The organism is Pseudanabaena sp. BC1403 (assembly GCF_002914585.1).
GTDB lineage: Bacteria > Cyanobacteriota > Cyanobacteriia > Pseudanabaenales > Pseudanabaenaceae > Pseudanabaena.
Map to the genome: position 1 here is coordinate 19,328 of NZ_PDDM01000029.1, position 13,434 is coordinate 32,761.

Sequence of the window (13,434 nt, forward strand, 5' to 3'; positions counted from 1 at the left end):
TGTCTTAAAAAATCCGTTGCGAGTCCGAAAAGTAATGAGGACTATTCCAACATTACCTGAATCAACCCTACAACTCTTACTATTTATTGACGATCGCCCCAAGGCAAAAGATTTAGTCAAGGATGTGGAGGAATTTTTGCAACGAGAAAGTGATTGTCGATCCGAACTCCAAATTATTAATGTCGCCAGTCAGCCACAACTTGCCGAACTATTTAAAGTGGTCATGTCACCAGCCTTGCTCAAATTATCACCTTTACCAAGACAAACGATCGCGGGGAAAAACATACTCAAACAGCTAGAAAATAGCTTGGATACTTGGAAACAGCAGGTATTAGACAAAACAAATAACCATCCGCCTGAACTTGCTCAGAATATTGACTACATGAATGAAGTTGCACGTCTTGCTGATGACGTATTTAGACTGTCGCAAGAGAAATCTGAAATTGAAGAGCAAATTCGTTTTAAGGATCGCGTGTTAGGGATGCTAGCTCATGATCTGCGAAACCCCCTAACCGCAATTTTATTAGCGATCGACACCATCGAAAAAAGCGGCGACAAAATCGATCCGCAAATGGTATCTCGTCTACTCAAACATGCTCGCAACAAAGCACGGGATGCCGATAACATGATTACCGACATTCTCGAAGCAGGACGGGGGGCTAATGCCCAATTTCGCACCCAACGACAAAAAATCCAATTTGATCAGCTTTGTCATAGCGTATTGAGCGATTTTTATTTCAGTAAATGTCTTGAGGGAAAGCACCAAAAATTAGTCAAGGATATTCCTAACGATTTGCCGCCTGTTTATGTAGATCAAGAAAAAATTCGTCAAGTTTTAATAAATCTCTTAGGCAACGCTACTAAATACACCCCCGAAGGCGGCAAAATAGAGCTTACAGTCATGCATCGCACTGCCCAAAAGATTGAAGTTAGCATTACTGACAACGGCCTTGGGATTCCTGCAGAAATGCGCGATCGCGTATTTGAGGAGCGTTATCGTCTAGAACGCGATGGTGATGCCGATGGCTATGGTATTGGTTTATCACTATGCCGCCGTATTATTACCGCCCACTATGGTCACATCTGGGTTGATGACGCGATCGGCAAAAAAGGCAGTTGCTTCCGCTTTACGCTTCCCGTTTATTAATGAAAAAAAGAGGGGGTAAAACACCCTCTTTTTTTGATTTGAATTTTTTACCAATTTACATTTGCAGATGCAGTAATTGCGATCGGGTGTAGCCATCTAAATAAAACAATCGTAATTGCAACACCAATATAAGCAGGGCGCACAAATTCTTTTAAAACTAATTGCTGACGACCTTGAGCGATCGCCACAAATGGCAATACTGAAGTCCGCTCCTTCACCGCTAAGAAAGCATCGCCATATCGTTTGAACAAACGCTGATCGCCATGCCACACAGCGTATAAATGATAGATAACTAATGCGATCGCTGTTACCAATGTAAAAGACGTTCCTACCCAAAGTGCATGAGCTATGCCCCATAGACATTGACCAATCATCTGTGGATGGCGACAAATACGAATGATCCCCGTTTCAAATAAATGTACCTCTGGCTTTTTGATCGCAGCAACTTCAGTTAAGTTAAACGTAGCAGGATAAAGAAAAAGAAATGAAATTGCTGAAAGAATCAATACAAACTCACTTACGCCCGTAACTCCTTGTACATTCCACAACTGTTCACCGTCATAACGATGGTTGAAGAAATAAATAAGTAGTACTACCGCAAGGGGAATGCTAACTAGTGCAAAAATTACTCGATATAGCCTTGCTCCAATCCGTTCCTCTGCCCACATCCGTAATTCGGCAAGCCCACTATGGGCGATCGCAAAGGTCAAAATCAGCCCCAACATTACAAAATGGGTGAAGTAAGTCGAGAAGAAGGAGCTAAGAGAGGTCATATTAAAACTATTAACTTTAGTGATGGCGGTGCTTTGCACCATTCTCACTAGTTTATCCATATTTAAGTTTAAATCGTAAAATCAGTAGATTCAAAATCAAGGTAATGCCATTAGCAAGGTAGATGGGTGCAGCATTTACTAATAAGCCGTAAATTAGCCAGAGCGTTATCCCAGCAATAAAAGTAACCAACATTGGCAAAGAAATATCCTTAGTTGAGTGCGATCGCCAAACCTTAATTACTTGGGGCAAAAAAGCAATAGTTGTTAGAGATGCAGCTGTAAATCCAAGAATATTGGTGAAATCCATGAGTTCAATAAATAGGATAATTTGGGATGTTCTGCTCAGCAGAGCATCCCAAATTAGAATTAAATCACATGAATCAGCGCATCATTGGCATCACAGGAGGCATTGCCACAGGTAAAACCACCGTCTCTGATTATTTGCATCAGACCTATGGACTGCCAATTCTTGATGCTGATTTATATGCTAGACAAGCTTTAACAGGCGATAGCCTTGCAAAACTCCGCGATCGCTATGGCAAATTAATCTTTGATGATCAAGGAAACCTTGATCGCCGCAAGTTGGGCGCGATCGTATTTGAGAGCGAAATCGAGCGTCAATGGCTGGAAAGACTAATCCATCCCTATGTCCAAGAATGCTTAATTGCTGAAGCACAACATTTAGAGCCATCAACGGTGGTAATGGTGATTCCCTTACTGTTTGAGGCAAAAATGGAAGACTTAGTGACCGAGACATGGGCGATCGCTTGCGATCCCCAACAACAGTTGCAAAGACTAATTAACCGCAATCATCTTTCAGAATCTGAAGCGCTACAGAGAATCTCTAGTCAAATGTCTCAATCTGAAAAAATTGAATTAGCTGACATAATAATAGTTAACTCTGATAATACCGAAGAGCTATTTTTTCAAGTTGATCAAGCGCTACTTAACTCATCACACGGCATATTTTTAAACGTGAGTTGATATCGCCCATTGGCGTACCTGCTGAATCAAAGCATTTTCTTTGAGAGTACTTTTGAGTTCTAAAAAATTCTGAAGATCGCTAGTTCTTAGTAAAGGAAAAGCAATACTATAATCATTCAAAGAATAGTGTGCGCCGACTAAATAATGAATCGTAATTACCTGCCCGTCATAGCGCCAAACTTCAGGTACGCCTAATTGGGCATAGATAGAAAATCGATTCAGCGAACTACTCGTAATATCAATTTCGATCGCTAAATCTGGTGGCGGATCGAGTTGTAAATCAATCTTGTCTTTACCCCAAACCTTCGCTTCATTCTGGATGTAATAGCATTGATCTGGTTCTAGACCTCTTGCTAAATCTTCGCGATCGCAAGTCATCGAACCTAAACTAAGAATTTCCATTCCTAGTGTCTCAGTCAGAGCCTCGACAATGCGACCCAAAATCTTTTTATAATTTTCGTGCAGGTCAGATGGCATCCGAATTTCTAACAGCCCATTGTCATAGGTGAGGCGCTTACTGGGCTGAGATTCTAAATCATCGGCGATCGCACGATACGTCTCCCATCTTATCGATGGCAGCAATATATGATTACTTGCGCGATCGCTAGATTTAGGCAGAATTGCCGTCATGTTATTACTGAGGTTTTTCTGGAGTTGTTGCTGGAGTTGTTGCTGGCAAATTTAGAGGGATTGGTTGTGCATTAGGTGCAGTCTGAGTTGCAGGAGCAACTTGTGCAGGGATCGGAGCCGTTACCGTTGGCTTAGTAAGCCAACCACCACTAAGCATCACTGTTAAGCCCAAAAAAGCTGCGGTTAAAAACCAAGTGACTCGATTGAGAGCTGTTTCTGCGCTTTTGGTACTTGAGAACAATTGAGCTTGACCACTAAAGCCACCCAGACCATCACTTTTAGGACTATGTAAGAGAATTAAGACCACTAAGCAAATAGCAACAATAGACCAGACTATTTTTAAGGTTTCGTACATTTTTAGATAGTTTTCTTTATATGGTTTTCTATAAACAGCTTAACGCATCTACTAAGTAGCTAAGCAAAATTAAATGTAAAACCCAAAATCTGTACCGCCCGCGTAGCGGGCGGTACAGATTTTGGGTTTAAATTAGGCAAATTGCTGACCTAACTCAATCGGGTTATGCACTGTAATTCGTTTTTTTGAAATTGCGATCATTTTTTGCTTGCGCAAATCGCCCAGCAATCGAGTTACCGTTACTCGTGTGGAGCCGATCGCTTCCGCGATCGCCTGATGGGATAGCTTCAAATCAATCGTTACGCCGTCAGTCGAAGGTGTACCAAAGTCACGACAAAGAATTAGCAAAAAGCTTACTAGCCTTGATCCCATGTCCCGATGGGCAAGCGTCTCAATCATCATCTCCGTTTGCAAAATCCTTGATGACAATCCGCGCAATAATACCATCGGCAATTCAGAATCTTCCTTCAGAGCCTTTTCAACCTGATCAATCGGTACAGAAAGCAACTCGACAGGCGTAAAGGCAACTGCATGATAAAAGCGATCGGAGCGATTGCCAGTAATCAAAGACAAAACTCCAAACACACTATTTTCACGTAATAGGGCAACAGTAATTTCTTCACCTGCTTCATAAACTCTAGAAAGTTTTACAGCACCCTTAACCAAAAAGTAAAAACGTTCAGCAGGATCGCCAGGAAAAAAAATCGTCTTACCGCGTTCAAACGTTTCCGTCATGGGTGGGAACATCCCCCCATTCATTTCGCGAAAGACTTCAACAAGAGCACGGTCAGCCAATCTTATATATCCTCTTTAACCAAAAACAAAACAATATATAAAGCATCATTTATACCTATTCTAAAAATGAAGTTGCCATTTTTAGAACATCAAAACCTTGCTGGGTTTGATTTTTAATTCTTGAAAGTGCTACTACACTTTCGAGAATTGGTATTAGATTTTATTCAGACGAGAAAACAGACAATCTATCAAAAAATCGTAATCAATTGCGATCACCAATCTTTAGAAAAGTATCAGCAACTTTAATTATGAAACTAATTTTGGGATTTTCAACACCTAAAGTGCCGAAAATCCCAAAATTAGTTGTGATGGAAGCCTATTGATAGAGGGTCTTTATCACAAATAATGACAATTGCATGGAAAGTACGTCAGCAAACAATCGAGTGGAGTGACATATGTTGATTTGCATCTAAATGTACAAAGATAATCTACATGTAGATCGCTTGTACATTCACTTAAAATCATGACTATATAAAGCCTTTAAAACTCCTTTAATTCGTCAAAATAGGTCATAACTTTAGAAAGTTTGTCTAGCAATTGATATGAGTATTCTCACTTAAACTTACTACATAATTGCAATTTGTATCATACTGCACATTTTCTTGAATTAAGTATGATTGCGAAAATGATTACGAAATAAAAACTGACATATTCAAGAAATAAATGGCGATCGCTATCTAAACATGCTACTTACCGAAGTATCTTCGTGAACACGCCAGATTGTCTCACCTAAGAGGTCAGCAACTGATAGTACCCGCAATTGAGGAAAGTAGTTCTCCTGTCTTACAGGTGTCGAGTTGGTGACGATTACTTCTTCAAACACGCCACTTGATAAACGATCAATCGCTGGCGGTGAAAAAATAGCATGGGTTGCGCAAGCGTAAACTTGTCGCGCCCCCTCTTTTCTCAACAGCTTAGCCGCTTCGTAAATCGTCCCAGCCGTATCAATCATGTCATCGACAAGAACAGCAGTTTTACCCGACACATCTCCAATCACATTCATCACTTCAGCCACATTATGACTCTGGCGACGCTTATCAATGATTGCTAAAGGAGCATCATCAAGTTTTTTGGCAAAAGCACGAGCACGAGCTACCCCCCCTACATCTGGTGAAACCACCACTAAGTCAGGTAGCTTCTTTTCATTGAGATAGTCAAATAAAACTGGTGAGCCATAAACATGATCGCAAGGAATATCGAAATATCCTTGGATTTGAGCTGAGTGCAAGTCCATCGCAATCACACGATCGGCTCCAGACTGCACGATTAAGTTAGCAACTAATTTCGCGGTGATAGACTCTCGTCCTGCGGTTTTGCGATCGGCGCGGGCATAGCCGTAGTAGGGCATTACTGCGGTGATCTGTCTTGCTGATGCGCGACGGCAGGCATCAATCATAATCAATAATTCAGTCAAATGGTCGTTAACAGGGCGACAGGTCGGTTGGATTAAATAAACATCACAACCCCGAATCGATTCCTGTACTTGCACGTAGACTTCCCCGTCAGCGAAATTTTTTCGCACCATAGGCCCTAGTTCTATACCTAAATAACGGGAAATCTCTTGGGCAAGTGGCAAGTTTGCTGAGCCAGCAAACAGCCTAAGTCGGTCTTCACCACTATTTAAAGAAGGTAGTCGGTGAATTCCATGCCTAGTAGTCGTTAAGTGTGTCACTGCAATTTATCAGGAGGTAACATAGCCATCATTCTATTGTCAGGCTTAATTCGCTATTCGTACTATCTGTTTATGATTAAATTAGATATTTTTTTTCAGCCAGCATGAAATAAGAGCCGTAAATTAGAAGCACAGCCTCTAAATTTATGGCTCTTATTTAGGTGGGCGGCGACGTTGTAAAAAATCGGGAATATCAAGTCCTGGCTTACTAAGCTTAATTTCAGGTTGGGAAGTACTGGGCATTGAAGAAGCTGACGTTCTTGGTTGCGGGCTAGGAGGCAGAGGTTGAACTTTTTTAGAAATTTGTGGTGGGATCGCTGGATGTGATTTGGGAGCAAAGCCAGTCGCAATTACCGTAATCCGAATCTCACCATCCATCTTGGGATCAATCACTGCACCAAATATAATATTCGCATTTTGATCAACAACTTCATAAATCGTTTCAGCTGCTGCGTTGACTTCATGCAAAGTCATGTCTTCGCCACCTGTGATGTTGAAGACAACTCCACTAGCCCCTTCGACTGAGGTTTCTAATAAAGGTGAAGAAATAGCAGTCATAGCTGCTTCTCTGGCTCTAGACTTGCCTGAGCCGATGCCAATGCCCATCATTGCTGATCCTGCATCCGCCATAATTGCGCGAATATCTGCAAAGTCAACATTAACAAGACCAGGAATCATAATAATGTCAGATATACCTTGTACTCCCTGACGCAGGATGTCATCAGCAACCCTAAATGCCTCTTGGACTGGGGTTTGCTCAGAAATCACAGAGAGTAACTTATCGTTGGGAATAACAATCAGAGTGTCAACGCGACTCTGTAACCCTGCAATTCCTTCTTCGGCTTGCTGTCCACGTCTTCTACCTTCAAAGGTGAAAGGGCGTGTGACTATGCCAACCGTTAATGCGCCTGCCTCTTTGGCAACCTCAGCAATAATTGGCGCGGCTCCAGTGCCAGTACCACCACCCATACCTGCGGTAATAAATACTAAGTCGGCTCCTTCGACAGCCGCAGCGATATCATCACGAGACTCTTCGGCAGCCTTCTGTCCGATCGCAGGATTACCTCCTGCTCCCAAACCTCTGGTCAGTTTTTGACCCATCTGAAATCGCTTAGAAGCGGAGGATTGCAGTAATGCTTGAGCGTCTGTATTAAACGACCAAAACTCTACACCAACCACATCACTGGCGATCATGCGATTTACAGCGTTGCCACCGCCACCGCCAACACCAATTACCTTAATTTTTGCAACACTGCCCAACATGATATTATCCGCTTTTGCATCAACGCCTAACTGCTGCTTCATACGATTGTGAGAGTGACTTAGGTGTAGTCTAGAGTTATTTGAAAACTCAGAAAGTTCATCCATTTGCACGTCTACTTCTCCGTTTTCCGAACCATTTGAGTCCAAATCTGACCAGTCATTTTGAGATGTCATTTATCGAGGGATGTCATAAATAGAATCGTTTTACTGATGCTCTCTAGATTTTGCTAAGCTTAAACCCCATTCGAGTCAAAAGTTCGAGTAACAGTTTAAACCTACCAGAAAAAAATAATAATAGCCTTAAAACGACAGTTTAAGATTTTGTTTCAGAAGATTTATCTTTGGATGGCAAATTCATTTCCAAAATCGGATTGCTGGGCTGACTGATATCAATGTGGCTAAAACTTTTTGATTTCAATCTTTCGGGCAATGCTCTCAGTCGATCAAGCGTCTCTAACTGTGTGGTAAATAGTGATGGTTTGTATGTGCCACAATATACCAGACCAAGCTCTGTAGTCAAAATAAGATTTGATTCATCTCTAGCATCTACTTGCGAAATTTTGACCTGACTCTGGCTAATTTGGCGATAAAGGGTTGACCATTGACCAATCACCTTATCATTTGGCTCTAAGACTACGAGATTAGGTTTATTAATATTTGATGGATAAGCTTTAGCAGATACCCATATGCCTTCAGTGTCAAGAAACCCTTTTTGACCTTTGCGTGTAGATTTAGCGATCGGCAAACGTTCTTGGACTTGAACAGTCAACTTGGACGGGAAAATGGTGCGCGAAACTAAAACCTTAGAAACTGGGGCATTTGCTTCTAATTGGGTAGCGATCAATTGAGGTTGAATTTGAAAAATCGACTGTGGATATTGAATAGCTAGAGATTTTTTGATGGTTTCCTTGGAAAGCAGATTGTTCCCCTCAATCTCAATTTGGTTAGCACTACGTAACTGCCACTCTGGGAGCATAGCTATCCAGAGCATCGCGCCAGTAAGTCCTGTGATGAATGTTAACTGCCAAATGCGTTGAAAGATGCGAAGGCGGCGTTGTTTCCGCAGTTGTTTGCGGCGAGCCACATAGTCTGCCTCTCCAGTGGAGATAGGGAATTCAACCGTCATCTTTGCTCCTACTAGTTCATAGTGCTAGGAGTCAGATGATGGGCTACTAGCAAATTGTCGTTCCAGCATAGCAATGATTTCTTCCCGTCGGGTGGAAATCATTAAGGGATCATTAGATTTAGGGCGTAAAAACATTACTTGTTCTTTACGCTTGTAGTTTGATGTTTGTTGTTTATCCATTAATGAATGGATAGCCTTAATAAAAAATATACCTGCACTTATTACTAAGAGTATAGACACTGAGATGTAGATAACCGCTGCGATCGCCATATCTGTAAAGGTTGATTAAAAAGTGCTGATATCACAATAGATGAGCAAATCGGGTTTTTCAACTAGAGTTACAAAAATGTATAGATTTGCTTTGCAAACCTTCATAAATACAAGGTTAGGTACGGAGAACGCGACAAGCTCAAGGGCTTTGATATTGCTATTGGTTCTGTATAATCAGGCTTGATTAACACTCAGTAACATTTGAGTAGCTAGGCACAATTAAATATAAAGCTCCAAAATCCGTACCGCCCGCTGCGCGGGCGGTACGGATTTTGACCCTGGTTTTTTAATTATGCCGAGTTACTTAGCAATACATTTAGTAATAATTAGGAGCTTTGCGCGATATGCAAGAGCAGGGAACGATCAGCATTCATACCGAGAATATCTTTCCCATTATCAAGAAGGCTTTATATTCAGAGCGAGATATCTTCTTGCGGGAATTGATCTCTAATGCCGTAGATGCCATCAGCAAACTTAAGATGGTTTCCTATGCAGGTGAAACAAATCACTCCGCCGATCCTGAAATTGTTGTGACGATTGATAAGGAGAAAAAAACTCTAGCGATCGCAGATACTGGTATCGGCATGACAGCGGATGAAGTAAAGAAATATATTAACCAAGTTGCATTTTCTAGTGCCCAAGAATTTGCTACTAAATACGCGAGTAGCGGCACTGGCGATCAACAAATCATCGGTAATTTTGGTTTAGGCTTTTATTCGTCATTTATGGTGGCGAGCAATGTTGAGATTGATACCTTTTCCTACAAAGAAGGTGCAGAGGCAGTTCATTGGTCTTGTGATGGCTCAACGACTTTTACACTTGATGATAGCGATCGCACCAATGTTGGTACGACGATCACCTTAACATTGCAAGAGGATGCTGAAGAATATCTAGAAGAAGCATCGATCAAGCGGATGATTCGCAACTATTGTGACTTCATGCCTGTGCCGATCAAGCTCAATGATGAAGTCATCAATAAACAAACTGCGTTATGGGATAAATCTCCCAAATCAGTCACCAAAGACGAATATTTAGAATTCTATCGTTATCTCTATCCTTACCAAGATGATCCTTTGTTTTGGATTCATCTGAACACAGATTATCCTTTTGTGATTAAGGGGATTCTTTATTTTCCGAAGATGAAGGCGGATATTGACCCAAATCGCGGACAGATCAAACTTTTCTGCAATCACGTTTTTGTTAGTGACAATTGCGATGATGTGATCCCTAAGTTCTTGATGCCTTTGCGTGGGGCAATCGACAGCACCGATATTCCTTTGAACGTATCACGTAGCTTCTTGCAAGGTGATCCCAAAGTTCGTAAGATTCAAGATTTTATTGCTAAGAAAGTAGGCGATCGCCTAACTGCCCTTTACAGCGATTCCCGTGAAGAATTTCTGAAGTGCTGGCAAGATATCAGTATCTTCATGAAGTTTGGCTCAATGAATAGCGACAAGTTTTATCAGCAAGTCAAGGAGATCTTGGTGTATGCCACCACTAGTGAATCTGATGAAGTCAAGAGCGAAAGCGGTAACTATACAACCTTGCAAGCTTATCTAGAGCGCAACAAAGCTGAGCATGAAAACCAAGTGTTCTACACTTCTGATCCGATCGCTCAAGGTACTTATGTGGAATTGCATAAAAACCAAGGCTTAGAAGTGCTCACATTTGATGCGTTTATTGATAGTCACTTCATTAATTTCCTTGAGCGCGAATTTAAAGATATTAAATTTTCCCGTGTTGATGCCGAAATTGACGATCGCCTAGTTGATAAGGGAGCGAACACAGAAATTGTCGATCCAAAAACCAATAAAACCAAGAGCGATCATCTCCAAGATATTTTCCGTGCAGCGCTGAATAAGCCCAAATTGGTAATTCGCACTGAGGCGATTAAAACTGAAGATGTGTCCTCTGCCCCACCTGCAATCATTCTGCTGCCCGAATCAGCGCGACGGATGCAGGAAATGATGGCATTGATGCAGCAAGGTACGGTGAGCTTCCCTGAAGATCATGTGTTACTTGTAAATACGACGCACCCGCTCATGGAGAAGTTGATTGAGCTTGATAGTAGTCAAATTTTGGCTGGTGGCAAATCAGAATCATTGGATCTAGCTAACTTGATATGTACACATGTCTATGACTTGGCACTGATGGCGCAGAAGAGCTTTGATGCTGACAGCATGAAGGGCTTCTTGCAGCGTTCTAATCAATTGCTAACTAAGTTGACTAGCAAAATTTAAACTATAAATTGCGGCGTTCCGCGCCGCAATTTATATAAAAAAGAGGGCGCAAAGCGCCCTCTTTTTTTAATTTATGGGATTTAAAACAACAATTGGTTGTAACCCAGCTTCAATAACTTCGCTAACGCCTAAAAACTTTTGATCGCGATCGCACATTCTTACGTACTGTGAAAGGATATTCTCACCTTCGGTAAGAACATCCTTTATTGCAATCACCTGTCCCATACACCAACGTTTTGTCGCATCTTCATCAAGAGACATCATTGGCAAGAAATGCAAACCATGATCGGGAGCAAGAACTTCAAAACTCCGCGATCTCAATAGATCCGCAATTTGCTCAAAAGTCAAACTAGAATTTAAATCAAACCCATTACTATAAGTACGTCTAAGTCCTGACAACGTCGCGCCACATCCCAGCTTTTCCCCTAAATCTCTGGCGATCGACCGAATATATGTACCTGACCCGCAGGCGATCGCTACATCTAATTCTGGATAGCTCCCCGTTGTCCAACTTAAAACCCGAATTTCGGTAATTTCCACAGAGCGGATCGGAATATCAGATTCGACAATCTCGCCCCTACGAGCAAGATCGTAAAGACGTTTACCATTAACTTGAATAGCGCTAAAGGCTGGCGGACGTTGAGTAATTTTGCCTTGAAATAAAGGTAATAATTTCTCAATGTCCTCAAGTTTTATATCTGGGCAAGGGCGATCGCTTAAAATTGCACCAGTAACATCATCGGTATTAGTTACCACCCCAAACCTAATCTTTGCCTCGTAAGCTTTCCCTTCTGGTAAAAATCTTAAAAGCCTTGTGGCATTACCAACTGCGATCGGTAAAACCCCTGTAGCCATTGGATCAAGCGTACCGCCATGACCAATTTTCTTTTGCTTAAGCAGTTTTCGTAATTTACTTATGCAGTCATGAGCCGTAATAAATGGCGGCTTATCGATACTAATAAATCCATTGAACATAAAAATTGCAAAAACTATGACAATTTTTAATTAAACCCTAGAAAGTAGAAATGAGGAGGCATATCGTTCATCCTGTCTATGGTTGATGCACAAAGTACTTCAAGATTGGTTTCATAATGAGAATTGCTGTTTATTCTTGTGACAGTGACAATTTAGCTCATGCTTATGATACTTTAGAGGTTTGCTTATCACCACAGGAGACAAAATGAAACGAAAGCAAGGAAAATCTGTCATAAAATATAGATAGTAGATAAAAGAAAAATTTCTTTGAAGTTGTATATGTCTTGAAAATACTCTAGACCACTACACCTTATTCATGCCTATCGTTAGCTTTCAATACTTTATGTTTTTGCCTTCACCATTTGTGATATGGGGTGAGATAAGTTGGCTCGATTAGTATTCGGAGATATTCATGGTCAGTTTGATGGCTTAATGAAGTTAATTGACTTCATTAAGTGCGGTTCTAGTGACAAATTATTCTTTTTGGGCGACTTGATCGATCGCGGCGATCGCAGTGCCGATGTTGTGAAATGGATCATTGAAAATGGTCACACTTGTCTCAAGGGAAACCATGAACAAATGTGTCTTGATGCCTTTAGCAGTAATGAAGGATCATTGATCTGGAAAGGATGGTTACTCAATGGTGGAGCCAATACCTTGGCGAGCTATGGAGAAGACAGTTTGCCAGAAGCACATTTAGAGTGGATGCAGCAATTACCGCTGTATGTGGATTTAGGGGATGTGTGGCTAGTTCATGCAGGCTTAAATCCTAATTTACCGCTCGAATTACAGGGTGCTGCGGAATTTTGTTGGATTCGGGAAGAGTTTCATAGTGCCACAGAGCCTTTTTTTGAAGACAAAATTATTATTACTGGACATACGATCACCTTTGTCTTTCCTGGGGTAAAGCCCGGAAATTTGGTATTGGGTAAGGGCTGGCTCGATATTGACACTGGTGGATACCACCCTAAGAGTGGTTGGTTGTCAGCTTTAGATGTCGATTCGGCAACAGTTTATCAATGCAATACTTTTACTAATGAGTTAAGGGTTAATTCACTATCAGATATCACAACTGTGATTGAACCAATGCCGACGCGATCGCAAAGGCTAGAAATTGGCAAGACCAACACCCCAAAACGCCGCTGGTCTTGGGTATAAAAAAGAGGCGGCACTCAGTGCCGCCTCTTTTTTAAGTTTTTTGGGA

The 13,434-nt window shown here is 41.5% G+C and carries 14 protein-coding genes; 4 read left to right on the top strand and 10 right to left on the bottom strand.

Going from position 1 to position 13,434, the window contains the following annotated elements; translation table 11 throughout:
* The first annotated feature begins 34 nt into the window (after positions 1-34).
* Positions 35-1,147: a histidine kinase gene (locus CQ839_RS20565; RefSeq protein ID WP_103670168.1), complete on the top strand. Its 1,113-nt coding sequence runs from the start codon at positions 35-37 to the stop codon at positions 1,145-1,147.
* Positions 1,148-1,194: 47 nt separating this feature from the next.
* On the opposite strand, the gene CQ839_RS20570 is transcribed toward CQ839_RS20565, so the two are convergent.
* On the bottom strand, positions 1,195-1,920 hold the full coding sequence (locus tag CQ839_RS20570; RefSeq protein ID WP_374937754.1) for an NnrU family protein: 726 nt from the start codon (positions 1,918-1,920) through the stop codon (positions 1,195-1,197).
* 52 nt (positions 1,921-1,972) lie between these two features.
* Positions 1,973-2,227 (bottom strand): SemiSWEET transporter, encoded by a 255-nt coding sequence (locus tag CQ839_RS20575; RefSeq protein WP_103670170.1) that lies wholly within the window; start codon positions 2,225-2,227, stop codon positions 1,973-1,975.
* 68 nt (positions 2,228-2,295) lie between these two features.
* Between CQ839_RS20575 and coaE the strand changes: the two genes are divergently transcribed.
* Positions 2,296-2,904: a dephospho-CoA kinase gene (gene coaE, locus CQ839_RS20580; RefSeq protein ID WP_103670206.1), complete on the top strand. Its 609-nt coding sequence runs from the start codon at positions 2,296-2,298 to the stop codon at positions 2,902-2,904.
* Here the strand turns inward: coaE and CQ839_RS20585 are convergent.
* The 7 genes from CQ839_RS20585 to CQ839_RS25270 form a co-directional block, all read right to left on the bottom strand.
* Positions 2,890-3,534 (bottom strand): Uma2 family endonuclease, encoded by a 645-nt coding sequence (locus CQ839_RS20585; protein ID WP_103670171.1) that lies wholly within the window; start codon positions 3,532-3,534, stop codon positions 2,890-2,892. The genes coaE and CQ839_RS20585 overlap by 15 nt on opposite strands.
* Positions 3,535-3,538: 4 nt before the next feature.
* Entirely contained in the window at positions 3,539-3,889 is a 351-nt protein-coding gene (secG, locus tag CQ839_RS20590) for a preprotein translocase subunit SecG (protein WP_103670172.1), read from the bottom strand.
* A gap of 132 nt (positions 3,890-4,021) precedes the next feature.
* Positions 4,022-4,648 carry a global nitrogen regulator NtcA gene (gene ntcA / locus CQ839_RS20595; RefSeq protein WP_103670207.1) on the bottom strand — a complete coding sequence of 209 codons (627 nt, stop codon included), beginning with the start codon at positions 4,646-4,648 and terminating at the stop codon, positions 4,022-4,024.
* Between the two features lie 709 nt (positions 4,649-5,357).
* Positions 5,358-6,326 (bottom strand): ribose-phosphate pyrophosphokinase, encoded by a 969-nt coding sequence (locus CQ839_RS20600; protein WP_181016275.1) that lies wholly within the window; start codon positions 6,324-6,326, stop codon positions 5,358-5,360.
* Positions 6,327-6,509: 183 nt separating this feature from the next.
* Positions 6,510-7,793, bottom strand: a complete 1,284-nt coding sequence (ftsZ, locus tag CQ839_RS20605; protein ID WP_103670174.1) for a cell division protein FtsZ — start codon at positions 7,791-7,793, stop codon at positions 6,510-6,512.
* Between the two features lie 139 nt (positions 7,794-7,932).
* Positions 7,933-8,745 (bottom strand): cell division protein FtsQ/DivIB, encoded by an 813-nt coding sequence (locus CQ839_RS20610; protein ID WP_103670175.1) that lies wholly within the window; start codon positions 8,743-8,745, stop codon positions 7,933-7,935.
* Positions 8,746-8,769: 24 nt separating this feature from the next.
* Positions 8,770-8,925 (bottom strand): hypothetical protein, encoded by a 156-nt coding sequence (locus CQ839_RS25270; protein ID WP_181016273.1) that lies wholly within the window; start codon positions 8,923-8,925, stop codon positions 8,770-8,772.
* Positions 8,926-9,359: 434 nt separating this feature from the next.
* Here CQ839_RS25270 and htpG point away from each other — a divergent pair, with 434 nt between their 5' ends.
* Positions 9,360-11,255, top strand: a complete 1,896-nt coding sequence (gene htpG, locus CQ839_RS20615) for a molecular chaperone HtpG (protein WP_103670176.1) — start codon at positions 9,360-9,362, stop codon at positions 11,253-11,255.
* A 66-nt stretch (positions 11,256-11,321) separates the two neighbouring features.
* Here the strand turns inward: htpG and truB are convergent, their stop codons facing one another.
* Positions 11,322-12,230 carry a tRNA pseudouridine(55) synthase TruB gene (truB, locus tag CQ839_RS20620; protein ID WP_103670177.1) on the bottom strand — a complete coding sequence of 303 codons (909 nt, stop codon included), beginning with the start codon at positions 12,228-12,230 and terminating at the stop codon, positions 11,322-11,324.
* Positions 12,231-12,614: 384 nt separating this feature from the next.
* Between truB and CQ839_RS20625 the strand changes: the two genes are divergently transcribed.
* Positions 12,615-13,388, top strand: coding sequence for a metallophosphoesterase family protein (locus CQ839_RS20625; protein WP_103670178.1), 774 nt, complete (start codon positions 12,615-12,617; stop codon positions 13,386-13,388).
* The last annotated feature ends 46 nt before the right edge of the window (positions 13,389-13,434 follow it).

What these genes read in the sequence shown, in the direction of transcription:
- CQ839_RS20565 (WP_103670168.1), top strand. Translation starts at nt 35, where the DNA reads ATGAGGACTATTCCAACATTACCTGAATCAACCCTACAACTCTTACTA.
- CQ839_RS20570 (WP_374937754.1), bottom strand. Translation starts at nt 1,920, where the DNA reads ATGACCTCTCTTAGCTCCTTCTTCTCGACTTACTTCACCCATTTTGTA.
- CQ839_RS20575 (WP_103670170.1), bottom strand. Translation starts at nt 2,227, where the DNA reads ATGGATTTCACCAATATTCTTGGATTTACAGCTGCATCTCTAACAACT.
- coaE (WP_103670206.1), top strand. Translation starts at nt 2,296, where the DNA reads ATGAATCAGCGCATCATTGGCATCACAGGAGGCATTGCCACAGGTAAA.
- CQ839_RS20585 (WP_103670171.1), bottom strand. Translation starts at nt 3,534, where the DNA reads ATGACGGCAATTCTGCCTAAATCTAGCGATCGCGCAAGTAATCATATA.
- secG (WP_103670172.1), bottom strand. Translation starts at nt 3,889, where the DNA reads ATGTACGAAACCTTAAAAATAGTCTGGTCTATTGTTGCTATTTGCTTA.
- ntcA (WP_103670207.1), bottom strand. Translation starts at nt 4,648, where the DNA reads ATGAATGGGGGGATGTTCCCACCCATGACGGAAACGTTTGAACGCGGT.
- ftsZ (WP_103670174.1), bottom strand. Translation starts at nt 7,793, where the DNA reads ATGACATCTCAAAATGACTGGTCAGATTTGGACTCAAATGGTTCGGAA.
- CQ839_RS20610 (WP_103670175.1), bottom strand. Translation starts at nt 8,745, where the DNA reads ATGACGGTTGAATTCCCTATCTCCACTGGAGAGGCAGACTATGTGGCT.
- CQ839_RS25270 (WP_181016273.1), bottom strand. Translation starts at nt 8,925, where the DNA reads ATGGATAAACAACAAACATCAAACTACAAGCGTAAAGAACAAGTAATG.
- htpG (WP_103670176.1), top strand. Translation starts at nt 9,360, where the DNA reads ATGCAAGAGCAGGGAACGATCAGCATTCATACCGAGAATATCTTTCCC.
- truB (WP_103670177.1), bottom strand. Translation starts at nt 12,230, where the DNA reads ATGTTCAATGGATTTATTAGTATCGATAAGCCGCCATTTATTACGGCT.